Here is a 23,067-nt window from a genome sequence, read left to right as displayed (position 1 = left end):
GCATCAATGCCCGGATAGGGCGCATTGATCCGTCCGTCCCAAGCCGGGACGGCGGTCGGATTGCGATGGCTGGGTTAGCCTGCCTGGCGAGCGGCAGGCTGTTCGTCTGCCGGAGTTGCCTGACGTGAACGCAGCAGCGCAGCGGCCTGATCGCCGCTCATTGGCTTGCCGAAATACCAGCCCTGCCCGACCGCGCAGCCGAAACCGGCGACGGCGGCATGCGTGGCGGCGTCTTCGATGCCCTCGACAGTGACCGGCACGCGTATCGCCTCGGCCAGGGTGGTGACGGCACGGACGATGGCCGCGCTTTCCGGATCGGTCGACAGGGTCGACACGAAGCTGCGGTCGATCTTGATTACGTCGAACGGCAGTGAGCGCAGATGGGCGAGCGACGAGAAGCCGGTGCCGAAATCGTCGAGCGCCAGGCGAATGCCCTGGTTCTTGAGGCTGGTGACGATGGCGCGGGCGAGCTCCAGATCGGCGAACAGCGAGCTTTCGGTAATTTCGACCACCAGTCGTTCGGCCGGGAAACCGGCCTCGGCCAGCAGCCGGACGATACGCTGCGCCAGCCAGCTGTCGGTAAGCTGGGTGGGGGAAATGTTGACCGACAGCTTGATCGACGGGTCCCAGCTCGCAGCCTGGGTAAGCGCGGCGAGGATGACCTGCTCCGACAGGCGCCCGATCAGGCCATGCTCTTCCGCGACGGGGATGAAGCGGTCCGGCTCGACCAGGCCGCTCAACGCATGATTCCAGCGGGCGAGCACCTCGAAGCCGATGATTTCGCCAGTAAGAAGATCGACCTGCGGCTCGAAATAAGGAATGAACTGACCGTGGTCGAGACCGTAGCGGATGCCCTGCTCGATCTCGCTATGGACGATCAGGGCGCGCTCCATGCTTTCGTCGAACCATACGGGCCGCGCCGAGCAGCTCGACTTTGCCCGGTCGAGCGCGATGTCGGCGCGCCGGAGCAGGTCTGGGATCTGGCCTTCGGCGGGATTGGATGCGGCGATGCCGACGTAGGCGCCGACCTGGACCAGCCGGCCTTCGGCTTCCATCGGCCGTGTGACGGCGCGGAGCAGCCGCCCACCATGCTGTTCCGCCTCCAAAACCTTCTCGGCCGGAGCTGCCAGCGCGATCGCGAACTCATCGCCGGCGAGGCGGGCGACAAGGTGGCTGTCGGCCGACAATTGCTCGAGTGACGCCGCGATCATCCGCAGCGCCTTGTCACCGACATCGTAGCCGTGGCGGTCGTTGATCGCCTTGAAACGATTGAGTTGCAGCGAAAAAATGATCAGCTGCTGGCCCTGCTCGACCGCCTGCTGGCGAAGCTCCTCGCCGCGGTCGGCAAAGCCCTTGCGGTTGAGCAGGCCGGTCATGCCGTCGGTCGAGGCGATCAGCGCGGCACGGGCTTCGCCTTCCTTGCGCGCCTCGGCTTCATGAATCAGGTCGACATAGCGGCGCCAGCCGAACAGGATCAGCGCGACATTGAGGGTCAGCGCAGTCACCGCGACCTTGAGGTCGGCCTCAAGTCCCTTGCGGGCAAAGCTTAGCTGTTGGAAAATCTCGCTGCCGTTCCAGATCAGAAGGACGACGGCGGCAATGAGGACAGCAAGGACCAGCACGTCCCGCCTGGCGTTGGCGAGCGATTTACTCCAGTCCCGCGACGCGGACCGCCGTGACGAATTACTGCCCACGACATAATGATTTAATGTGGATTACTTAATTTTTTCTCCACATTGGCGACAGTATCGGCGGATTAAGGCCAAAACTTAAAGCGGCGGTGAGATTCCGCGCTTGACCAGGTGGAAGGCGATCAACTCGCCAAGCCGGCCGGCGCCGAGTCCGCGGCGCATCGGACGCTGCAACAGGTCGACATCGGGGCCGCTATTTCCCTCGACCAGCATCGGCCCATCCGCCGTGATGGCGATGTCCCAGCCGATCACCGTGCGGTCGGAAAAGGCCTTATGTGCGCTGACCGCCAACAGGCAGGCTTCACGCCACAGGGGTAGCGTCCGTCCCTCGATCGCAGCACCGGTGTCTGGATGGGTCGAAAGCCAGCCAAGGCGGACATCGTCGCCGAGATTGCTGGCCGGGCCCAGCTTGCCGTCGGTGAGGCCGACTTCGGCGGCGATGCCGCCGGCATGGATATTGTCGACGACTGTATTTCGGCCGATCGCCATCCGAAAGACGGCCGCGACCACCTCCGCCCCACCCTTTTCATCGAGGCAGGTCATGATCCGCGCGGTGCTGAGGGCGCCGTTGCTAAGGTCGGCAATGGCCGGATGATTGACCATCCGGGGTTGAACGAGGCGAGGGATCGACTCCGATTCTTCGAGCAGCCGCGCCACAAGCTCGGCCGAACTGGCGGTTTTCCCGCCGGTCGACGTGAAGACTCCGCCGCCGGCATGGTCCCAACGCTCGGCGCCCTTCCCGCCGCGGGCATTGAGCGGCTTGATGAACAAGTCCCGGGGGGGCAGTTGATGCTTTTCCGCGCCAAGCCAATCGAGCTGCCGGTCGCGGGCGATAAGTATCAACGGCACTGAGTCGATCCCGTTCGCCAGGCAATGGGCGGCAAATTTGGCCTTGTCGTTGAGCGGGGAGGTGCCCGGCCAATTGATCAGCCGGAAAATTGCCAGCTTGGTCTCAAACCGGTTCAGAAAATCGCGGGCGTGTCTCCGCGGCCGCTCCTCGTAGAGCGAAAAGATATAATACCAGCGCGGCAGGATTCCGTGGCGCAAATAAAGCCGGACCTGGTCTGCCACCTGCGCCGGTATCGAGCGCCCGTAACGATCGGCGACGATCCGGCCATTTAGCCGCGCGTAAATCCATAGATGACTGACGAAAACGAAGGGCCAGGTCACCAGCGCGCGCAGCGCGCGCCGCCGGTCGATTGCCGAGACCGTGCGGAAATAGTTGCGGGCATAGGCGGCGCGCATCAGCTCCAGCGCGTCGGTTGGCTTGGACGCGAAAGCTCGGCGCAGGATCACCGGAACTCCGGCCACGCGATAGGTGGACTTTTGCGCCGCCTTGAGGGTGACGATCTGATCGTTGGCTTCGGACATCGAATTCGTCATTTCGCAGGAAGGCCCGAACTCATCGCAACGCGCGCCTGTCCCCCGGATCGGCAGCCTGATTGCCCCGCTCGGCTACGGAGCTTTGTCCTCGCCGATCCCCCGGATCGGCTGCGGGTAAAGCTGGTGCGGACGGCGGGACTCGAACCCGCACACCCCGAAGGGCAAGGGATTTTAAGTCCCGTGCGTCTACCAATTTCGCCACGTCCGCAGAACCTTGATCGTTTCAGGCTGGGCCAGCCCGGAACGTGAATCAAGGTCTCTACCAAGGATTGCATCTCCTGCCGCTGGACCGGCGGGAGTTCAACTATTCGGCGACTTCGCCGCTTAAGTTCAGCCGTTCGCGCATTTCCTTGCCCGGCTTGAAATATGGCACACGCTTGGCGTCGACCTCGACCGCTTCGCCGGTGCGCGGATTGCGGCCGGTGCGGGCATCGCGCTGGCGGGTCGAGAAGGCGCCAAAGCCGCGCAACTCGACGCGGCCGCCCTTGGCCAGCTGGTCGGTAATGGAATCGAACAGCGCAGCGACGACATTTTCGACCTCGCGCTGCGAGAGGTCGGGAAAATCGCTGCACAGCTTCTGCACCAGCTCGGAACGGATCATCGAGGCCCCGCTTTGAAATCAATGGTTTGTGTCGCCGCCCCCCGGCGCTCGCGCATTGCCTATCAGCACGATGCGGAAAGGAAAAGGGCGCAGATGCATCGCTGCACCCGCGCCCTTCCTGTTCGTTCCGCGGTGGGACAAAAAGTCCACTACGGCAATGGCTTGCTTACTCGCCGTCAGCCTCGCTGGCGTCAGCGGTTTCGGCCTCGGCCGGAACGGCTTCGGCTTCAGCTGGAGCAGCCTCGGCCTTTTCGGCCTTGGCGGCCTTGGCCTTCTTCGGCTTGGCATCCGCTTCGACAGCTTCCGCTTCCGGAGCGGCGTCAACTGCTTCGGCCTTGGCCTTCTTCGGCTTGGCTTCGGCCTTTTCGGCCTTGGGCTCGGTCTTCGCAGCCTTTTCCTTCAGAGCAGCGCCGAGGATGTCGCCGAGCGAAGCGCCGCTGTCGGACGAGCCGTACTGGGCAACCGCCTGCTTCTCTTCGGCGATCTGCAGCGCCTTGATAGAGAAGTTGGGCTTCTTCGACCGGTCGAAGCCGATCACCAGGGCGTCGAACTTCTGGCCGATCTGGAACCGCTCCGGACGCTGCTCGTCGCGGTCGCGGCCAAGGTCGGTGCGCTTGATGAAGCCCGTGGCACCATCATCGCCGACCTGGACTTCAAGGCCGCCGTCGCGGACCTCGAGCACCGAGACGGTGACCGTCTCGCCCTTGTTGACGCCGCCGCTCGAGGCACCGCCGCCGACCGCGACGCCGCCGCGCTCAAGCTGCTTCATGCCGAGCGAGATGCGCTCCTTTTCGACATCGACGTCGAGCACCACCGCCTGGACGGTCTCGCCCTTGCGGTGAAGCGCCAGGGCTTCCTCGCCCGAAACGCCCCAGGCGATGTCCGACATGTGGACCATGCCGTCGACGTCGCCGTCGAGGCCGATGAACAGGCCGAACTCGGTCGCATTCTTGACTTCGCCTTCGACGGTCGAGCCGACCGGATGCTTGTCGGCGAAGTCGGTCCAGGGGTTCGACTGGGCCTGCTTGAGGCCGAGCGAAATCCGGCGCTTCTCTTCGTCGACTTCCAGCACCTTCACTTCGACTTCCTGGCTGGTCGAGACGATCTTGCCCGGGTGGACGTTCTTCTTGGTCCAGCTCATTTCGCTGACGTGGACTAGGCCTTCGATGCCCGGCTCCAGCTCGACGAAGGCGCCATATTCGGTGATGTTGGTGACTCGGCCGGTGAACACGCCATCGACCGGATATTTGGCGGCGGCGCCTTCCCACGGATCCGATTCAAGCTGCTTCATGCCGAGCGAAATACGCTGGGTGTCGCGGTTGATGCGGATGATCTGCACCTTGACGGTATCGCCGATGGCGATGATCTCGCTCGGGTGCTGGACACGCTTGTAGCTGATGTCGGTGACGTGCAGCAGGCCGTCGATACCGCCCAGGTCGACGAAGGCGCCATAGTCGGTGATGTTCTTGACGACGCCGTCGATCACCTGGCCCTCGGCCAGGGTCTGGATCAGGCCCGAACGCTGCTCGGCGCGTGTTTCCTCGAGGATCGCGCGGCGCGACACGACGATGTTTCCGCGGCGGCGGTCCATCTTCAGGATCTGGAACGGCTGCGGCAGGTCCATCAGCGGCTGAACGTCGCGGACCGGGCGGATGTCGACCTGGCTGCCGGGCAGGAAGGCCACGGCGCCGCCCAGGTCGACGGTGAAGCCGCCCTTGACCCGGCCGAAGATCACGCCGTCGACGCGCTCGCCCTTTTCGAATTCCTTCTCCAGCTTGTCCCAGGCGGCTTCGCGGCGAGCGCGGTCGCGGCTCAGCATCGCTTCGCCCTGAGCGTTCTCGACGCGGTCGACGAACACTTCGACTTCGTCGCCGACGGCGATCTCGGCCTTCTGGCCCGGCGCGGCGAATTCGCGGAGCGCAACGCGGCCCTCGCTCTTCAGCCCAACGTCGATGACCGCGAGATCATTCTCGATGGCGGTGACGATGCCCTTGACGACCTTGCCTTCGAAGGTCTCGTTTTCGCCGCCAAGTGATTCATTGAGGAGTGCCGCGAAATCGTCGCGGCTCGGAAATGCCGTAGTGGCCATGCAATAATAACTTTCGAACTTCGGACTTTCATGCCGCCGCCGGCCACTTTGGCCGGGCTACCATATGGCGGACCTGGAAACCCTTTGATCCATCCCGCCAACCCCATGCTGGCGCGATATCCTTGGGCGATGAACCTTGCCGGATGCCGCCGTCCGAAATGCAAGCATGAGGCCCCGGCTTATCGCCTTGCCTGCAAGCTCGCTGACTTTAGCGGGCATCCAGAAGGGGAAACTCACCTCCCGCTGGATGGGGCGCCCCTTAGCGGAAGGGGTGTAAGAGGGCAAGGGAGTGAGGCAGCGAGAGCAAGCGAGCGAATGTGAAGCATTCGGGAGCTAGCGCGAAGACATGCCGAGCCCCGGCCGGCATGCGAGCGAGCGGCATAAGTCGCGAAGCGAGGCGTGACCGACGTCACGGGATTTACTCCCGTGACGGGCCTCGCCGGCGCGGAGTGAATCCGCGCCGTCAGTCGGCTCCGCTGCGCGGGCCGCTGGCCGGCTTGCGCCTTCTCTACGCGCAGCTTGCGCATGCCATGGCATGCGCTACCCTGCGCTCGGAGGCTCAAGGCCAATGCCAGTCGTCGCCGCATATCTCTATCGGGACGGGCACCGGGTTCGGCCGGTGACGATCGACGAGAACGTCGACTGCGCGGCGACGAAAGACGAGTTCGTGTGGATCGGCCTGGCCGACCCGACCGAAGAGGAAATGCACAAGCTGGCCGACTGCTACGACCTCCACCCGCTGGCGGTCGAGGATGCGCTCAAGGGCGGCCAGCTGCCGAAAATCGACATCTATGACGACCAGCTGTTCGTCGTTGCGCGCACGGCGCAGCTCACCGACGGCGATCATATCGATTATGGCGAGACCGCAATCTTCATCGGCCGCAGCCATATCATCAGCGTCCGCCACGGATCCAAGCGGGCCCACACCGCGCTTCGCGAGCAGCTTGAGAAATCGCCGCGTCTGCTGGCTCACGGCGTCGATTACCTGCTGCACGCCATCCTCGACTACATCATCGACGGCTATCTGCCGCTGATCGAGGACCTTGAAGAGGAAGTGCTGGAGATGGAGGCCAAGGCCATCGACAGTTTCCTCAACCGGTCGGAGATCAATCGCATCTTTACCGTCCGGCGGGAGCTGATCCGCTTCCAGCGCGTATTGGGTCCGATGGGCGAGGTTGCGCAGAAACTGGCGCGCGGCGAACTGCCGTGCATCGACACCGAGGCGCGGCACTATTTCCGCGACGTCCAGGACCACATCCGGCGGGTTCAGATCCGGGTAGATGGCCTGCGCGACGTGCTAACATCCGTGTTCGAGCTGTCGACGCTGCTGGAGCAGCAGCGGCAGGGCACCATCACGCGGCAGCTGGCGGCCTGGGCGGCGATATTGGCGGTGCCGACCGCGATCGCCGGCATTTACGGCATGAACTTCTCCAACATGCCGGAGACGCAGGTTTGGTACGGCTATTATGTCATCCTGGCGCTGATCGCGGTGTCGTGCGGGTTGCTCTATCGGCAGTTCCGAAAAGTCGGCTGGCTATGATGAGCCACCGCGCGCAGACGGCAATGGCTGCATAATTGCGCACCGTCGTCGACCCGCAATGCGTACTGAAAGACGGGCTGGAGGCGATCTGGACCCAGTTCCAGCTGTCGACGGGCTTTCCGCCAGCAGTGACGGCCGAGGCCGAAGTGGTGGCGAGGCGAACGCCCGACCAGCATATCGACCGCACTTCCCTGCCCTTCGTGACGTTAGACCCGGCGGCATCGCGCGACCTTGACCAGGCCTTCGCGATCGAGGCGGCGGGAAGCGACTTGCTGCTGCATTATGCGATCGCCGACGTCGGCTGGTTCGTGCCTGACGGCGGCGCGATGGACGGTGAAGCCTGGGTGCGCGGCACGTCGCAATATCTGCCCGACGGCAAGGTTTCGCTCTATCCGACCGCACTCAGCGAGGATGCGGCCAGCCTGCTGCCCGACGGAGAGCGGCCGGCGGTAGTGTTCACGGTGCGGCTCGACACCGCCGGGGTAGCGCGGCTCGAGGGCGTCGAGCGGGCCCTGATCCGCAGCCGAGCCAAGCTCGCCTATGAGACGGCGACCGAGGACCAGCTACCGGCCGGCTTCGGCGAGTTTGCGCGCAGGGTCGAGGCGGCCGAGGTGGCGCGCGGCGGGGCGCGGGTCGAACCCCCGGAACAGGAAGTGGTCACCGAGGACGGCTGCTATCGCCTGCGTTTCCGGCCGCAGAGCTGGGCCGAACAGAGGAATGCGGCGCTTTCGCTGGCGGCCAACCTGGCGGTGGCGGATGCGATGCTGAAGGCCAGGACCGGGCTGTTCAGGACAATGGACGAGCCGATGGAGTGGGCAGTTAGAAGGCTGCACCATACCGCCAAGGCGCTCGGCATCGACTGGCCCAAGAAAGAGCCGCTGCAGCAACTTGAGCATCGGCTGAGCCCCGAGGACCATAACCAGGCGGCGCTGATGATCGCCATCCGCAGGGCAAGTCCGGGCGCGGCCTATGAACCGTACCGCGAGGGGGTGATGCCATGGCACTCGGCGGTCGCGGCGACCTATGCCCATGCCACCGCGCCGCTCAGGCGGCTTGCCGACCGCTTCGTGGTCGAGACGGCATTGGCGATCGCCGACGGCCGGCCGGTGCCCGAACGTGCGACGGCGGCGTTCGAGCTACTGCCGAAGGTGATGGCCCGGGCCGACGGGCTGGCTGGCCAGATAAACCGGGCGGTGGTCGACCTGGCCGAAGCCGTGGCGCTTCAGGGCCGCGAGGGCGAAACATTCGAGGCGGTGGTGACCGACACCGATCAGCGCGGCGCGCGGATCCAGATTTGCTCGCCGCCGGTCATCGCCCGGCTAAAGGACAAGTCGCTGGTAGCGGGAAATGAGCTCAAGGTGCGGCTGGACGCGGCCGATCCGGCCACGCGAACCGTGCATTTCTCAGGCGTGGGCTAGCCGCGCCTCGACCAACCGGATCGCCGCGGCGATCGCCTCGTCAATATCCATGTCGCTGGTGTCGAGCAGATCGGCATCGCTCGCCTGCTTGAGTGGCGCGGCCTGACGATGGCTGTCGCGCTCGTCGCGGGCGCGAATGTCGATCAGCACATCCTCGTAATGACCCGGCATGCCGCGCTCGAGCAGCTCGCGCACCCGGCGTTGGGCGCGGACCTCGGGAGAGGCGGTGACGAACAGCTTGGCCGAGGCGTGGGGCGCGATCACCGTCCCGATGTCGCGGCCGTCGAGAACCGCGCCGTCGCTGCTCGCGGCGAAACCGCGCTGCCGTTCGAGCAGGGCGGAACGAACGCCGGGATAGGCCGAGATGCGGCTGGCGATGGCGCTCACCGCCTCGCTGCGCAGCTCGGGATCGCCCGGATCGACCTGGGCTACCCCTTCGCAGGCACGGACTGCTTCGAACTCGTTGCCCGGATCGCCGCCGAACCTGAACATGGACAGGGCCACCGCACGATAGAGCATGCCGGTATCCATGTGCGGCAAGCCGAAATGCCTGGCGAGCGCGCGGGCGATGGTGCCCTTGCCGCTGGCCGCGGGGCCGTCGACGGCGATGACGATGGGGCTGGCGGAAGAGCTCATGGAAGCGGCGCTTTGACAGGGGCATTGCGCTATGGCAAGGCGCCCGCCGATCGACGGCCGCCCCTTTGCGGCGACCGCCACCTACACACGCCAACGAACATGAATGGAGTGATGACCCAATGGTCAATCCCGAATGGGGCACCAAGCGCACTTGCCCCAAATGCTCGACCCGCTTCTACGACCTGGGCAAAGAAGACCCGGTCACCTGCATCAACTGCGGCAATGCCTGGCTGCCCGAGCCGGTGCTGAAGTCGAAGCAGCCGCTGCCGTTCGAGGTCGCCCAGCCCGACAAGGCAAAGGAAGCCGACGAGGATCTGGCCGCTGAAGAGCTGGTGCCAGACGAGGATGAAGAGCCCAGCGCCGACGACGAAGTCGACCTGCAGACCGGCGAGGACGACCTGGGCGTCGCGACGGGCGACGAAGACGAGGAAAGCTGATCGAATAAGCGCCCTGGGGGTGTGAATTTCCCGTTGGCAGACGGGAATCGATCCCCTAAAGGGCGCGTCCACCAGACCCGTCGAGCATGCCTTGGCGGGAAAACGGACGGGGCCGTAGCTCAGCTGGGAGAGCGCTGCAATGGCATTGCAGAGGTCAGGGGTTCGATCCCCCTCGGCTCCACCATTTCCAAGACGATAGGCACGGGCGCTGCCCGAAGCAGCGCCGCATTGGCGCGCCCACTGCAAAACAATTGATCCGCTCGGCACAGCCGAATGGCTCGGTTCGGCCGGCCGGGCCGTTATAAGCCGCGCATGAGCGCGCCAGCCAACCTCGATCCCGCCCCGCATCATGTCCGCCGCACCGCGGCAGGCTGGGTACAGGGCTTTTGCCGCGACGGCATCTGCCGGTTACTCGGCATACCCTATGCAGCACCGCCGTCAGGCGAAAATCGCTTCCGCGAGCCTCAGCCGGTTGAACCGTGGGAAGGTGTGCGCGATGCGACCCGGCCTGGGCCCAGTTCCTACCAGAAACTCAGGGCCTTTCCGGAGATCGACATTGTCCCTCTGATCGGCGACGGGCTTGAGCGCGGCGAGGATTTCCTGGCTCTCAATATTTGGGCGCCCCAGGATGCCTCTGATCGGCCGGTCATGGTCTGGATCCATGGCGGCGGCTTCGTGGTCGGAAGCAAGGATGCTCCAATCAGCGATGGCACATCTTTCGCCCGATCGGGCGTGGTGTGCGTGGCGATCAACTATCGACTGGGGATCGACGGCTTTCTGCCGATTCCGGGCATTCCAACCAACCTCGGCCTGCGCGACATGTTGGCGGCGCTGAAATGGGTGCAGGACAACATCGCCCAATTTGGCGGCGATCCAGCCAATGTGACGGTCTTCGGCGAGTCCGCCGGAGCCATGGCGATCGCGAACCTGGTCGCTTCCCCGCTGGCCGAAGGGCTGTTCCGGCGAGCGATCGTCGGGAGCGGCCATGGCCGGATGGTCCGCAATATCCAAATTGCCCAGCGACTGGTCCGCAAGCTGGCCAGGATTCTCAAGATAGAGCCGACCGCCGACGGCTTTCGAACCATCAGCCCTGAGCGCGGATGGGCGGCGATGGAGAAGGTGTCAAAGCCGTTTCCAGGGATCGATCTGCGCGACGAGGAAGGACATGAGCCGGTATTCGGGATCAGCCGCTTCGTCCCGGTCTATGGCGATGACGTACTTCCGGAAAAGCCGGTCGACTTGCTGAACAAGGGCGTCGGCAAGGACATCGACTTGCTGATCGGCACCAACAGCGAGGAAATGAACCTCTATTTCGTCCCGACCAAGGTCCGGACCAGGATTCCCAGCTTCCTTGCCAAATGGCTGGTCGGCAAATCGCATCCCGATGCCCGGACGGCGCTCAAGAGCTATGGCCTCGGTGAGAAGAAGGCCGGGCATGCGATGACCGATGCGATGACCGACATGGTGTTCCGCTGGCCGGCGCGCAGTTTCGCCGAAGCGCATCGGGGCCGCACCCATTTCTACGAGTTTGACTGGCGCTCGCCGGCTTGCGGAGGCGAGTTGGGGGCCTGCCACGGGATGGAACTGCCGTTCGTGTTCAAGACGCTCGACGTCGCGAAGGGGCCGCACGGCATCGCCGGCGAGGATCCGCCGGAAGCTTTGGCCGACCGAATTCACCAACTGTGGGTCGATTTCGCCACTGACGGATCGCTGCCCTGGCCGGAATTCGATGCCCGGAATCGCAACGTGCACCTGCTGGGCTCGGACGAGACGATCCATGAGCCGGTGATGCCGGCCGCCGCGCTGATTCCTTAGGAAAGCCGCCATGTATCTCGAGAAATTCCGGCTCGACGGCCGCATCGCGCTCGTTACCGGCGGTGCCCAGGGGATCGGCCTGGCGATTGCCGAAGCGCTGGCCGAGGCAGGCGCCGAGACGATTATTGCGGATCGCGACCCGGTCGCCCTCGACCACGCGGTCGGTGACCTCGCCGGCAAGGGATATGTCGTCGAAGCCGAGCTGCTGGACGTGACTCATTCCGGCGAGGTGACGCGCCTCGCCGATGATGTGGTGCGGCGGCATGGCAGGATCGACGTGCTCGTCAACAACGCCGGCATCGCTCGCAGCGAAACCGCCGCCGAGGATGTCGCCGACGAACATTGGCTCAATGTCCTCGATGTCAATTTGAACGGCACCTTCTGGTGCGCCCGCGCTTTCGGCAAGCATATGCTCGCCGCCGGCAGCGGCGCGATCGTCAATATCGGCTCGATGAGCGGCTTCATCGTCAACCGGCCGCAGCCGCAAAGCTATTACAACGCCTCCAAGGCCGCGGTTCATCAGTTGACCAGGTCGCTGGCCGCGGAATGGGCTAGCCGCGGGGTGCGGGTCAACGCCGTCGCCCCGACCTATATCGCGACCCCGCTCAATGCTTTCGCCGACAAGGAAGGCGAAATGTACCGTCGCTGGATCGACGGGACTCCGATGGGCCGCCTCGGTGAGCCGGCGGAAGTGGCCACCGTCGCCCTGTTCCTGGCGTCCGAGGCAGCGAGCCTGATGACCGGCAGCATCGTGCTCGTCGATGGTGGCTACAGCTGCTGGTGAGATCGCTGATCGGCAAACCCAAATTGCCGATCTGCACACCCTTATACCTTTCAGATAGGTCCCATTTGACCTATCAGACAGCTTCGCAAATTAGATAGGCGCCAAGCCTGCGAAGCTCAGGATAATAAGGGGATGCACATGCACCGCACCGTTCATATGTTGCTTTCGGCCAGCGTCATCGCGCTCGGCAGCACCACTGCCTTCGCGCAGGAAACGCCGGCCCCTGCCGAGCAGCAGCGGGCTGAGGCGGCGGACACCACTGCAACCACCGACGCGCCCGAGGGCGACCAGGCGATCGTCGTTACTGCCCGTAAGCGCTCGGAAGTGCTTCAGGACGTTCCGGTCGCGGTCACCGCGGTCACCGGCGACACGATCGAAAAGCGCGGCCTGACCCAGATCAAGGACGTCGCCCAGCTAACGCCAAGCCTCAACGTCAACAGCGACGGCGTCGGCCGCGTGTTCCTTGCCGTTCGCGGCGTCGGCACCACCCTGGTTGGCACGGTCCAGCCGGGCGTCGGCATCTTCGTCGACGGCGTCTATCAGCCGAACACGTCCTACCTGAATAATCCGCTGGTCGATGTCGACCGCGTCGAAGTTTTGCGCGGACCGCAAGGCACGCTGTACGGCAAAAACACGCTGGGCGGTGCTCTCAATGTCATTACCCGCCAGCCGAGTAACCGCTTCGTCGCCCGGGTCGGCGGCAGCTATGCCGGGCCCGACAACGCCTGGGACGCCTATGGTTCGGTTAGCGGGCCGATTATCGAGGACAAGCTGCAGGTGAAGGTCGCGGCGGCGCACCGCCAGCAGGACGGCTTCATCCGCAATACGCTGCTCGACACCGACGCCAATTCGCTCAACATGGATACGCTGACCGCGACCGTGCGCGCCGCGCCGACCGAAGGTGTCGTGCTGACGGTCAACGGCTATTATGAATGGGTCAAGGGCGGACAAATCCCTTACTCCCATATCGACGGCCCGACCGACTATCAGCGGACGGTCGAACTCAACGCCAAGAACACCCAGTTCTTTCACTACAAGGGTGTGAACGCAAAGCTCGAGGTGGAAGCTGGAACCGACACCAACATCACGTTGATCGGAGCCTATGACGAGCGCGACGGCCATACGCCGGACCTCGACATCGACTTCAACTCGGTCGACATCGGCCGCCAGGAATCGCGCGACAAGTTGAAGACGGCTTCGGCCGAGCTCCGCTTCGATAGCGAATGGTCGAGCCAATTCTCAACGTTGATCGGGTTTTACTACAGTCACGAAACGCTGGACGGCGAAGGCCTCGGCGTGGTCCGCGTCGTTCACCCGATCTTTGGCCCGATCACCCAGGTAAATGGAACGGAAGATTCGCGTGAGGGCGACAGCTACGCAGCCTTCGCCAACGCCTTCTGGAAGCCGATGGAAGACCTGGAAGTCGCGCTCGGCCTTCGCCTGGATCATGAAACGCGGACCGCCGGCGGAGCGCTTGGATCGACGATCCTGCTCGGCCTGCATGACCTCGATGAAGTGTCGCCGGTTCCCTTGACGGAGATCGACGAAGTCTCGATCGAATCGACCAAACTGCTGCCCAAGCTGACGGTCACCAAGCATTGGAACGACGAGGTGATGACCTATGCCTCGATCTCGAAGGGCTTCCGCGGCGGCGGATTCAACGGACCGACGGCGCCCTTCCGCACCTATAAGGGCGACAGCGTCTGGACCTATGAAATCGGCAGCAAATATCTGTCGGCGGATCGCAAATTGTCGGTGGCCGGCGCGATCTTCTACAATGATTACAAGGACTATATCGGCCTTAACCAGTTCGTTCTGGGGACGAACGGCAGCGCGGTGACCGTCGATCTCAACACCGGCGACGTTACCAGCTACGGCGCCGAGGTCGAATTTGCCTATCACCCGACCAAGGCATGGACCCTGACCGGAGGCGGCAGCTACGTCCACGCCCGCATCACCGATTCCGACATCTACACCGAAACGACCGGCAAGGTGCTGGCGTCGAAGCGTTTGCCGTTCCAGCCGGATTGGACGTTCAACATCAACAGCGATTATGTCGTGCCGCTCGGCACCGGCGAGTTGACCTTGACTGCAGGCGCGGTCGCCAAGGGCAGCCGGATCGGCGCCTCGATCAGCGAAACGCGTGCGCCAGTGCTGAAAAGCTATGTGCTGCTCAATGGCGCGATCACCTATGCGTTCGACAACATTGAGGTCGGCGCGTTCGTGAACAACGCCCTCAACAAGAAATATTACGACTCCTTCATCGAGAAGACGACGCTGGAGAATGTATTCGGCCCTGGCCCGCTGGCGTCCGACCTGGGGATCATGGGTGACAAGCGCCGTTACGGTGTCCGCGCCCGGATGCGGTTCTAATGTCATGGGCATTGCAACTCAGGGCGCCGGGAGCGGGCTGCCGGGGGGACTGGCAACCGCGTTAGGCGAGCGGTTCGGGGACCGTTTCCAGCAGGGTCAGGCGATCCGGCTGGAGCATGGCAAAAGTGAAACTCACTTCGCCCCCATGCCGCCCGACGCGGTGGTTTTCGCTCAGTCCACCGATGAGGTGGTCGAGGCGGTCAACCTGTGCCGTGAAGCCGGCGTCCCGATCATCGCCTTCGGCGCGGGCACCTCGGTCGAAGGCAATACGCTGGCGGTTCAGGGCGGAGTTTCGCTCGACCTCAGCCGCATGACCCGGATCGTCGCGGTCAATGCCGAGGATTTCGACTGCGTGGTCGAAGCCGGCGTGCGCCGCGAACAATTGAATGAACATCTTCGCGACCAGGGACTGTTCTTCCCCATTGATCCTGGCGCGAACGCGACCATCGGCGGCATGGCGTCGACCCGTGCGTCCGGAACCAATGCGGTCCGGTACGGGACGATGCGCGAGGCGGTATTGGGACTTACCGTCGTCACTGCCGATGGTCGCGTTGTTCGGACCAGCCGCCGTGCCCGCAAATCGTCGGCCGGCTATGACCTCACCCGCCTGTTCGTTGGTTCGGAAGGCACGCTCGGCATCATCACCGAGGCGACGCTGCGGCTGCACGCGATACCCGAGGCCATTTCGGCCGCAACCTGCAGCTTCGACACCATCGCCGGCGCCGTCGACACGGTAGTGCAGTCGATCCAGCTCGGCATTCCGCTGGCCCGGGTCGAGATCCTCGACGACGCCCAGATCCGCGCGGTCAACAAATGGTCGAAGATGGACCTGCCGGAGCTGACCACCCTGTTCTTCGAATTCCATGGCTCCGAGCGCTACGTCGCCGAGCAGGTCGAAACGGTGAAGGAACTGGCCTCGGCCAATGGTGGCGGCGAGTTCCGCTGGGCGAACCGCACCGAGGAGCGGTCGGCTCTGTGGAAGGCGCGCCATGAGGCTTATTATGCCGCGGTCAACATGCGGCCTGGCGCGATCGGCTGGGCGACTGACGTGTGCGTGCCGATCAGCCGGCTGGCCGAATGCATTGGCGAGACCAAGGCCGAGCTCGAGGCATCGAGCGTGCCCGCGACCATTCTCGGCCATGTCGGAGACGGCAATTTCCACGTGGTCTTTTCGATCGATCCCGACAGCAAGGCCGAGCTGGAGGAAGTCCAGGCGATCAATGCCCGGCTGGTCCGCCGCGCGCTGGCGATGGACGGCACCTGCACCGGGGAACATGGCATCGGTCTCGGCAAGCAGGAGTGGCTCGAGGAAGAATTGGGCGACGCGGTCGACCTGATGCGTTCGATCAAGCGAGCGCTCGACCCGACCAACATGCTCAACCCCGGCAAGGTGTTCCAGCTATGACTTTCGCCCCTGCCTCGATCGATCCGGAAGTGACGTCCGCACCGGCGCCTTCAATCGGCCGGTCCATTGTTGCGTTGCTGATCATCGCGCTGGCGATCGCGATCGGATTCACCGCCATGCAGAGCTTCGGCATCATGGCCGAAAGCGCCAAACGGGAAATGGGCCTGTCGGATACGGCACTGGCGCTGATCCAGGGCGGCGGTGCCGCGGTACCGCTGGTGCTTTTTTCCATCCCGATCGGAGTCTGGGTCGATCGCGGCAATCGCGTGCGCCTGCTCATGATCATGGGAGCAATCTGGACCGCGGGATGTTTTGTAACGGCCGCCGCGCCGGGCGCGACTGTGCTGTTCATCGGCCGGATGTTGACCGGGATTGGCACCACCGGCGCGCTGACCGCGGCGCTTTCCCTGTCGGCCGACCTTTGCCTCCCCGATCAGCGCGGCCGAGGAATGCTGATCAGCACGTTGGGCAAGAATTTCGGAGTTGCGGCCGGCTTCGCTTTGGCAGGCTGGCTGCTGGGCTTCTTCGGCAGGGCAGAAGCTCCGCACTGGTTCGGCGAGGTTAGCGCCTGGCGCAGCGCGCAGTGGGCGCTTGGCATCGGCAGCGCCGTGCTGTTGCTTCCGTTGCTGGCCCTGCGCGAGCCATCCCGCCATGAGGTCGAAGCGGGCCCGCATGCACCGTTCAAGACTGTGGCTCTCGAACTGTGGGAACGGCGCGCATTCCTGATCCCGCTTTTCGTCGGCCAGACAAGTGTGGTGATGGCAGATGCGGCCGCTGGAATCTGGGCATCGCCGGTGCTTGAGCGCGGTTACCACCAGGCCCCGGCCGACTTCGGCAGCTGGCTTGGCGCCATCGTCCTGGTCACCGGGGTCATCGGTGCGGTGATCGGCGGTCTAGCCGCCGACTGGGGTCAGAAATCCGGGCGGCAGGGCGGCCTGCTGATCGGGGCAGTCATCGCGGCGCTCATCGGTGTCCCGGCGGCGCTGTTCCCGATCATGCCCGGCGTCACCAGCTTTGCAGCCCTCATCTTCATGCTGATTCTCGCGGGTACGGTCACCGGGCTGGTCACTTCCGTGGCACTCACCGTGCTGCTCCCCAATGAACTGCGCGGCCTTTCGATTGGTGCGTTCATCGCCATAGCCGGGCTGATCGGTTTCGGAATCGCCCCGACCCTGGTCACCGCAGTGAGCGGCCTGCTCGGCGGCGAGCAGCACCTCGCCACCGCGCTTGCCATCGTCGGTGTTGCGGTTGGCATAGTCTCCGTGGCTGGGTTCTGGCTGGCGATGAAACGAGCGCCCTTAGCGCCGACCTGTCAGACAGGTCTAGACAAAGCTATCAGATAGCTATTATAGGCGATTCATCGAAAACAGGCTGTTCAAGGGGCGAAGAGCAAATGGAAGCCATCGATGTATCGCCGGAGATGCTGACACTGGTCGGCATGGGGGTAATGGCCGGTCATCGATGGCCAACATCGCCGGTGGCGTTCGAATTCGACTTCGGCTGCCCGGCCACCTTCCGGTTTCATGAAAAGCCGGCCATCGACGTGCTTGAAGAAGGCGATGACGAAGTCCGCCTGATCTTCATCGTTGCCCGTGATGCCTGCGAGCGCCTGCTGGGCGGAGCGCTCGACCTGGCCGATGGCGCGTCCTACTTCCTGCCTTCGGAAATGCGTGCGATTGCGCTCGCGATTCGCGACTGCGCCAAGCCGGAAGCGGCGGGAACGCCCTACAAGCTGGCCAAGAGCATCGAACTGCTTTGCGAATTGCTCAGCGCGGCGGCAGCAGGCCGTCTCGCCGCCGCTAGCGGTCCCGCGACCATGTCGCAGGGGGATCTGCAGCGGATCGCCGCGGCCCGCCAACTGATCGACGATCAATGGCAGGAGAAGCTGACCCTGGGGCAGATTGCCCGCAGCTGCGGCATCAACCGCAGCAAATTGTCGCGCGGGTTTCGCGAAACCTATCATTGCACGGTGAGCGAGGCGCTGTCGGAGCGGCGCCTGGCAGAAGCGAGCCGGCAGCTGATTTCGACCGACTTGCCGGTCAGCCTGATCGGCTATCGCAACGGCTACCTCAACAACGCCAGTTTCACCCGCGCGTTCGGGCGCCGATTTGGCCGAAGCCCGAGCGATTTCCGTGCCTGTGCGGTGGCCGCCTGATGAACGCGCAAGCACCCGCCGCAAAGTCGCTGGTCCAGACCGCGATCGACGCCGTCACCGGCTACATGCGCGATTCCAACCTCCGCGTCGGCGACACCGTCCCCGGCGAAGGCTATTTCGCTGAACGGCTGGGAGTTAGCCGCGCCGTGATGCGCGAAGCTTTCCAGGCGCTGGCCGCACTGAAACTGATCGACGTCGCCAACGGCCGCAAGCCGCGGGTCGGAGCGCTCGACGGGTCGGTGATCGCGCAGTCGCTCGATCACGCCATTTCAACCGCCCAGATCAAGGTAATCGACGTGTGGGACGTCCGCCGGACGATCGAGGTCAGGACGGCGATGCTGGCCGCGGCCAATGCTTCGGCTGCCCAGGCTGCCGGCATTGTCGAACTGGCCGAGAAGCTGGAGGCCGAAGACCAGGCCAACGAGCAAACCACCGAAACCGATATCGCCTTCCACCTGGCAATCGCCGAGGCCAGCGGAAACGAGCTGTTCCATCAGATCGTGATCAGCTTCGTGCCACTGATGAAGATTGCTATCCCGCAGGCGTGGCGCACCCGCCAGACGACCGAAGAGCGGCGCGACAGCGTCGAGCGCCATCGATTGCTGGCCAAGGCTATCGCGCTCAGGGATGTCGACAGCGCCCGGAAATGGATGTCCGCCCATTTTGACGAGAGCGTCGGCGCAATGCTGAGTTAGAACGGCGGCACTTCCCCACCGGATTTTCTTCGTACTGCGCACAAAAGAAAAGCGGCGGCGCCTTTCGACGCCGCCGCCTGTCTTTTAGGCTAATCTTAAGTCGATTAGCTGGTCGCGAGCTCAGACGACACGTTGTTGAACGTGCTGCCCAGCTGGTTACCAATGTTGCCCATAGCGGCAATCGCGGCAACGGCGATGAGAGCGGCAATCAGGCCGTATTCAATCGCGGTCGCACCCTTTTTCGACTTAATAAGCTTCAGAAACTTGGCCATCTCTGGTCTCCTTCAAGGCTCCACACGGGAATCCACATTTCCCCACCTCCGCAAGATAAGCCGCGTCGGTTGCATGAAGGATTACGACTGCAACGGTTGAGAAACCTTTAAAGGCGCCGGTTTCCAAACGTTAACCGTAACTTTTTTTAACAGAGGTCAATTTTCCTCGATCAGACGCTCGACCGCTTCAATGATCTGGCGGATCGCGTCTCCGCCTTCGCTCCAGTCATCGGGCAGCGGGCTCTTACGGTCTCTCTGGCGCTCCGGCACCCTGTAGCCGGCCGGCAGCGGCGGTCCGCGGCGACCGTCGATCGAAATCGCCGGAGCCATGAAGCGCCGCCAAATTTCCGCCGGCGCCGTTCCACCGGTGATCTTGCCGAGTGTCCGGTCGTCATCGTGCCCGACCCACACGCCGACCACCAGATTGCCGGCAAATCCGATAAACAGCGCGTCGCGATTGTTCTGAGTCGTACCGGTCTTGCCGAATGTCGGAGTCGACAGGGCCGCCCGCCGTCCGGTGCCTTCATTGGCCGCCGCCCACAGCAAAGCCAGCATCGGCGTACGGTCGCGCCGGTCGTCGAGCTGGCCGCCACGCGCAAAAAAGGACGATAGCCCCTCCTCCTCGTCCTCGCTCTTTGGCTGAAGCCCGGTTGGCTCGACCGGATAGCGGCCCCCGGCGATGGCCGCGTAAGCGGACGTGAGTTCGATCAGGCTGACGCCCGACGTGCCAAGCGACAGGCTGGGGCGATCGATCAAGGGCGAGTCGATGCCAAGGTCGCGGGCGGCACGAATGACATTCTGCCGCCCGATTTGCTCGGCCAGCCGGACGGTCGCCGCATTGCTCGAGCGGGCAAAGGCCTCGCGGAGCGTGATCTGCCCGCGGTAGACACCGTCATTGTTGCCCGGTGACCAGCCGTCGACAGTGATCGGCCTGTCGTCGATCATGCTGTTCGGCGTGTAGCCGGCACGCAATGCGGCGAGATAGACGAACAGCTTGAAGGCGCTGCCCGGCTGCCGGCGAGCCTGGGTGGCGCGGTTGAACGGGCTCTTGCCGTAGTCGCGCCCACCGACCATCGCGACTACCCGGCCATCGGGGCGCATGGCCACCAGCGCCGCCTGGGCATCGCCGATGCGGGCGCCGGACACCGCCTGCACGGCCAGCCGCTGCAGATCGGCGTCGAGCGTGGTCGGCACCCTTACCTCTCCATAATCGGCATCGAACGCCTGGGCGGCCTGCGGCGCGACCCAGTCCGCGAAATAGGTGCCGGTCGGAACCGCCTGGTTGCTGCCGACCGGCCTTGCCGACTTGGTCGCCTTGGCCCGGGCCTGGCTAATGTAGCCATTGTCCGCCATTTCCTGGAGAACCAGCCTGCTGCGCTTCTGAGCCGCCGCCAGGTTGCGGGTAGGTGCAAGTCGCGATGGAGCCTGCACCAATCCCGCCAGCATTGCCGACTGAGCCAGCGTCAGCCGCTCCGGCTCCCGATCGAAATAATGGCGGGAGGCGGCACGCAGTCCGTAGACGCCGTCGCCGAAATAGACTGACGACAGATAGCGCGACAGGATTTCATCCTTGGTCAGCCATCCTTCCAGCCAGAATGCGATGATCACTTCCTGCGCCTTGCGCTTCAGCGATCGGTCGGCGGACAGGAAGCTGGTCTTGGCCAGTTGCTGGGTCAGCGTGCTGCCGCCCTGGCGAACTCCGCCCGCCCGCGCATTGGCCACCATCGCCCGGCCGATGGCGCGCGGATCGATCCCCCAATGACTGCGAAACCGGCGATCCTCAATGGCGATGAACGCGGCCGACGTAAGCGGATCAAGCTTGGCGACTTCAACCGGCTCGTCCTTCACCGCGCCGCGCCTGGCGATCGGCCGACCCTCCTGCGACAACAGCAGCATCGCCGGATCCTTGAGCGGTTCGAGCGCGCGGCTGAGGGGTGCGGTGACGATCAGCCACAGCAACGTGATCAGCAGAAGCGCGCCGAACGCCGTGAATCCCCACCGCAGCCAGCGCCGCTTTGACGGCTTTGGCTCGCCAGCGGGAAAGTGCGGCGGCCGGGTGGCGTCCCGGCCGAACGGGTCGGGCAAAACCTCCACATCGGCCCCGCCGCGCTGCCAGATGCCATGCCCGAAGGCGTCGTTTTCGGCCATCTCTCCCCTTCCGGCCCGTCAACGCCGGTCGTACTGCCTTAGACAGGTAATACAGCCCAATGCCAATATCCAGTGGTTGATGAACTCCACATGTGAGCTAAACCCGTTCCGATGGCTGGCCTGACGCCCAAACGAGCACTGCTTGCCGCGCTGGCCGCAGCAGGGCTGCTGCTATCGAATTGCGGCAAGCAAAGCGAGGGCGTTGCGCGAGTCGCGGCGATCGGTCCGATGCCGAAGCTGGTCGAGACCGTGGTCGCGCCGCTCTCACCTGGCGATGCGCTGGTCCGGCAGACCATGGCCCAGGGGCTGGTGCGGTTCGACGAGCGCGGCCAGGTCGTCCCCGGACTGGCCGAACGATGGAACGTCAGCGACGACGGCCTGAGCTACATCTTCAGGCTGCAGACCGGCGAATGGCCCGATGGCCGCAAGATCCGCGCCGACGACGTCGCCCGCATCCTGAGCCGGCAGCTTCGCCCGTCAAGCACCAATCCGCTCAAGGATACGCTGGGCGCAGTCGGCGAGATCGTGGCGATGACCGACCGGGTGATCGAGATCCGGTTGCTGGCTCCGCGACCGAACCTGCTGCAACTGCTTGCCCAACCCGAGTTCGGGCTGGTGCGCGCCAGCGTCGGTACCGGTCCCTTCCTTATTCCCGCACCGGAAGATGCGGCCGCCTTCCCCGCCGACGAGGAAGCCAAGGGCGCCTTGCTGTTGGCGCATCGCATCCGCATCCCGGATGCCGAGGATCCGGTCGAACGGGTCCGCATCAGCGGCGGCAACGCCAAGGCGCTCGCCGCGGCTTTCGCCGACGGCAAGCTCGACCTGGTCGTCGGCGGTACGGTCGACGATTTGCCGACCGCCCTGGCCCAGAAAATGCCACGAGGAGCGCTGCGCTTCGACCCCGTCGCCGGCCTGTTCGGGCTGATGCCGACCAAACGCAACGACGCGCTTCAGGAGGTCGAGGTTCGCCGACTGCTCAGCAGGGCGCTCGATCGCGCCGGGCTGGTTGGCGGGCTTCGAGTAGGCGGTTTGGTTCCGCGTGCCACCCTGCTTCAGGCCGGGCTGGAAGGAATTGGAAGTCCGGCCCAGCCCAGCTGGCTTGATCAGCCGGCCACGGAACGCCGCACGGCATTGGTCAGCGAAGCCAGGCGGCTGTTCGGCAGTACCGAACGGCCAACACTGCGGATCGCCCTGCCCAATGGCCCGGGCGGGAAATATCTGCTGGCCCGCCTCGCCTATGATTGGGCGCCAATCGGAATCAAGGTCGAACGCGCTCCAAGTGAGGCTTCGGCAGACCTGGTATGGATAGACGAGGTGGCGCCTTCGGCCTCTCCCGCCTGGTTCCTGCGCCGGTTCCGCTGCGGCATTGCCCCGATCTGCGTCGAGGAGAGTGAGGCGCTGTTGGCGCAGGCCCGCTCCACGCTCTTCGCTGAGCAGCGGGCCGCCCTCTTCCTCGAGGCCGCCGAGCAAATGGACCGCGAGCAATTATTCATTCCGATTGCCGCGCCCATCCGTTGGTCGCTGGTTTCCGGGCGGGCGCCCGGATTTGCCGAGAACCAGTTCGCCCGCCACACATTGGTCGGTCTTGCCAACGAGCGTTTCAGTGATGGCCGATAGGCGGCCGA

17 protein-coding genes, 2 tRNA genes and 1 pseudogene are annotated in these 23,067 nt (G+C 64.4%); 12 read left to right on the top strand and 8 right to left on the bottom strand.

The window, feature by feature from the left end; translation table 11 throughout:
* Positions 1-74 precede the first annotated feature (74 nt).
* The 5 genes and pseudogenes from LZ518_RS01480 to rpsA form a co-directional block, all read right to left on the bottom strand.
* Complete coding sequence (locus tag LZ518_RS01480) at positions 75-1,622, bottom strand: putative bifunctional diguanylate cyclase/phosphodiesterase (RefSeq protein WP_249914283.1); 1,548 nt, start codon at positions 1,620-1,622, stop codon at positions 75-77.
* Positions 1,623-1,769: 147 nt separating this feature from the next.
* Complete coding sequence (locus LZ518_RS01475; protein WP_249914282.1) at positions 1,770-3,074, bottom strand: sugar-transfer associated ATP-grasp domain-containing protein; 1,305 nt, start codon at positions 3,072-3,074, stop codon at positions 1,770-1,772.
* Positions 3,075-3,195: 121 nt separating this feature from the next.
* Positions 3,196-3,282, bottom strand: a tRNA-Leu gene (locus tag LZ518_RS01470).
* A gap of 96 nt (positions 3,283-3,378) precedes the next feature.
* Entirely contained in the window at positions 3,379-3,675 is a 297-nt protein-coding gene (locus LZ518_RS01465) for an integration host factor subunit beta (protein WP_249914281.1), read from the bottom strand.
* A 391-nt stretch (positions 3,676-4,066) separates the two neighbouring features.
* Positions 4,067-5,764 (bottom strand): annotated as a pseudogene (gene rpsA / locus LZ518_RS01460) (30S ribosomal protein S1); the annotation flags it as partial.
* Between the two features lie 568 nt (positions 5,765-6,332).
* On the opposite strand from rpsA, the gene corA reads away from it, so the two are divergent.
* Both corA and LZ518_RS01450 read left to right on the top strand, forming a co-directional pair.
* Positions 6,333-7,304 (top strand): magnesium/cobalt transporter CorA, encoded by a 972-nt coding sequence (gene corA, locus LZ518_RS01455; protein WP_249914280.1) that lies wholly within the window; start codon positions 6,333-6,335, stop codon positions 7,302-7,304.
* 35 nt (positions 7,305-7,339) lie between these two features.
* On the top strand, positions 7,340-8,722 hold the full coding sequence (locus LZ518_RS01450) for an RNB domain-containing ribonuclease (protein WP_249914279.1): 1,383 nt from the start codon (positions 7,340-7,342) through the stop codon (positions 8,720-8,722).
* On the opposite strand, the gene LZ518_RS01445 is transcribed toward LZ518_RS01450, so the two are convergent.
* Positions 8,708-9,337, bottom strand: coding sequence for a (d)CMP kinase (locus LZ518_RS01445; protein ID WP_249916464.1), 630 nt, complete (start codon positions 9,335-9,337; stop codon positions 8,708-8,710). The genes LZ518_RS01450 and LZ518_RS01445 overlap by 15 nt on opposite strands.
* A 140-nt stretch (positions 9,338-9,477) precedes the next feature.
* On the opposite strand from LZ518_RS01445, the gene LZ518_RS01440 reads away from it, so the two are divergent.
* The 9 genes from LZ518_RS01440 to LZ518_RS01400 all read left to right on the top strand — a co-directional run bounded on the left by LZ518_RS01440 (position 9,478) and on the right by LZ518_RS01400 (position 19,022).
* Positions 9,478-9,795 carry a TIGR02300 family protein gene (locus LZ518_RS01440; protein ID WP_249914278.1) on the top strand — a complete coding sequence of 106 codons (318 nt, stop codon included), beginning with the start codon at positions 9,478-9,480 and terminating at the stop codon, positions 9,793-9,795.
* 108 nt (positions 9,796-9,903) lie between these two features.
* Positions 9,904-9,979 (top strand) — tRNA-Ala (locus tag LZ518_RS01435).
* A gap of 128 nt (positions 9,980-10,107) precedes the next feature.
* Positions 10,108-11,610: a carboxylesterase/lipase family protein gene (locus LZ518_RS01430; protein ID WP_249914277.1), complete on the top strand. Its 1,503-nt coding sequence runs from the start codon at positions 10,108-10,110 to the stop codon at positions 11,608-11,610.
* A gap of 10 nt (positions 11,611-11,620) precedes the next feature.
* Positions 11,621-12,394: an SDR family NAD(P)-dependent oxidoreductase gene (locus LZ518_RS01425; RefSeq protein WP_249914276.1), complete on the top strand. Its 774-nt coding sequence runs from the start codon at positions 11,621-11,623 to the stop codon at positions 12,392-12,394.
* 138 nt (positions 12,395-12,532) lie between these two features.
* Complete coding sequence (locus LZ518_RS01420; protein ID WP_249914275.1) at positions 12,533-14,767, top strand: TonB-dependent receptor; 2,235 nt, start codon at positions 12,533-12,535, stop codon at positions 14,765-14,767.
* A 4-nt stretch (positions 14,768-14,771) separates the two neighbouring features.
* Positions 14,772-16,172, top strand: coding sequence for an FAD-binding oxidoreductase (locus LZ518_RS01415; protein WP_249914274.1), 1,401 nt, complete (start codon positions 14,772-14,774; stop codon positions 16,170-16,172).
* Positions 16,169-17,515, top strand: a complete 1,347-nt coding sequence (locus tag LZ518_RS01410; RefSeq protein WP_249914273.1) for an MFS transporter — start codon at positions 16,169-16,171, stop codon at positions 17,513-17,515. Before LZ518_RS01415 ends, LZ518_RS01410 begins: the two co-directional genes overlap by 4 nt.
* 50 nt (positions 17,516-17,565) lie before the next feature.
* Positions 17,566-18,327, top strand: a complete 762-nt coding sequence (locus tag LZ518_RS01405) for a helix-turn-helix transcriptional regulator (protein ID WP_249914272.1) — start codon at positions 17,566-17,568, stop codon at positions 18,325-18,327.
* The gene (locus LZ518_RS01400; protein ID WP_249914271.1) at positions 18,327-19,022 is read left to right on the top strand and encodes a FadR/GntR family transcriptional regulator; all 696 of its coding nucleotides are present in this window, start codon (positions 18,327-18,329) and stop codon (positions 19,020-19,022) included. Before LZ518_RS01405 ends, LZ518_RS01400 begins: the two co-directional genes overlap by 1 nt.
* 104 nt (positions 19,023-19,126) lie before the next feature.
* Here the strand turns inward: LZ518_RS01400 and LZ518_RS01395 are convergent, their stop codons facing one another.
* On the bottom strand, positions 19,127-19,294 hold the full coding sequence (locus LZ518_RS01395; protein WP_249914270.1) for a Flp family type IVb pilin: 168 nt from the start codon (positions 19,292-19,294) through the stop codon (positions 19,127-19,129).
* Between the two features lie 156 nt (positions 19,295-19,450).
* Positions 19,451-21,442 (bottom strand): transglycosylase domain-containing protein, encoded by a 1,992-nt coding sequence (locus tag LZ518_RS01390; protein WP_249914269.1) that lies wholly within the window; start codon positions 21,440-21,442, stop codon positions 19,451-19,453.
* Positions 21,443-21,553: 111 nt separating this feature from the next.
* On the opposite strand from LZ518_RS01390, the gene LZ518_RS01385 reads away from it, so the two are divergent.
* Positions 21,554-23,059, top strand: coding sequence for an ABC transporter substrate-binding protein (locus tag LZ518_RS01385; protein WP_249914268.1), 1,506 nt, complete (start codon positions 21,554-21,556; stop codon positions 23,057-23,059).
* Positions 23,060-23,067 lie beyond the last annotated feature (8 nt).

The sequence above is a fragment of the Sphingomonas brevis genome, assembly GCF_023516505.1.
Classification (GTDB): Bacteria; Pseudomonadota; Alphaproteobacteria; order Sphingomonadales; family Sphingomonadaceae; genus Sphingomicrobium; species Sphingomicrobium breve.
The sequence above is the reverse complement of the archived record's forward strand: the minus strand, read 5'-3'. Positions and strand labels throughout refer to the sequence as shown.

What these genes read in the sequence shown, in the direction of transcription:
- LZ518_RS01475 (WP_249914282.1), bottom strand. Translation starts at nt 3,074, where the DNA reads ATGACGAATTCGATGTCCGAAGCCAACGATCAGATCGTCACCCTCAAG.
- LZ518_RS01465 (WP_249914281.1), bottom strand. Translation starts at nt 3,675, where the DNA reads ATGATCCGTTCCGAGCTGGTGCAGAAGCTGTGCAGCGATTTTCCCGAC.
- corA (WP_249914280.1), top strand. Translation starts at nt 6,333, where the DNA reads ATGCCAGTCGTCGCCGCATATCTCTATCGGGACGGGCACCGGGTTCGG.
- LZ518_RS01440 (WP_249914278.1), top strand. Translation starts at nt 9,478, where the DNA reads ATGGTCAATCCCGAATGGGGCACCAAGCGCACTTGCCCCAAATGCTCG.
- LZ518_RS01430 (WP_249914277.1), top strand. Translation starts at nt 10,108, where the DNA reads ATGAGCGCGCCAGCCAACCTCGATCCCGCCCCGCATCATGTCCGCCGC.
- LZ518_RS01425 (WP_249914276.1), top strand. Translation starts at nt 11,621, where the DNA reads ATGTATCTCGAGAAATTCCGGCTCGACGGCCGCATCGCGCTCGTTACC.
- LZ518_RS01420 (WP_249914275.1), top strand. Translation starts at nt 12,533, where the DNA reads ATGCACCGCACCGTTCATATGTTGCTTTCGGCCAGCGTCATCGCGCTC.
- LZ518_RS01415 (WP_249914274.1), top strand. Translation starts at nt 14,772, where the DNA reads ATGGGCATTGCAACTCAGGGCGCCGGGAGCGGGCTGCCGGGGGGACTG.
- LZ518_RS01410 (WP_249914273.1), top strand. Translation starts at nt 16,169, where the DNA reads ATGACTTTCGCCCCTGCCTCGATCGATCCGGAAGTGACGTCCGCACCG.
- LZ518_RS01405 (WP_249914272.1), top strand. Translation starts at nt 17,566, where the DNA reads ATGGAAGCCATCGATGTATCGCCGGAGATGCTGACACTGGTCGGCATG.
- LZ518_RS01400 (WP_249914271.1), top strand. Translation starts at nt 18,327, where the DNA reads ATGAACGCGCAAGCACCCGCCGCAAAGTCGCTGGTCCAGACCGCGATC.
- LZ518_RS01395 (WP_249914270.1), bottom strand. Translation starts at nt 19,294, where the DNA reads ATGGCCAAGTTTCTGAAGCTTATTAAGTCGAAAAAGGGTGCGACCGCG.
- LZ518_RS01390 (WP_249914269.1), bottom strand. Translation starts at nt 21,442, where the DNA reads ATGGCCGAAAACGACGCCTTCGGGCATGGCATCTGGCAGCGCGGCGGG.
- LZ518_RS01385 (WP_249914268.1), top strand. Translation starts at nt 21,554, where the DNA reads ATGGCTGGCCTGACGCCCAAACGAGCACTGCTTGCCGCGCTGGCCGCA.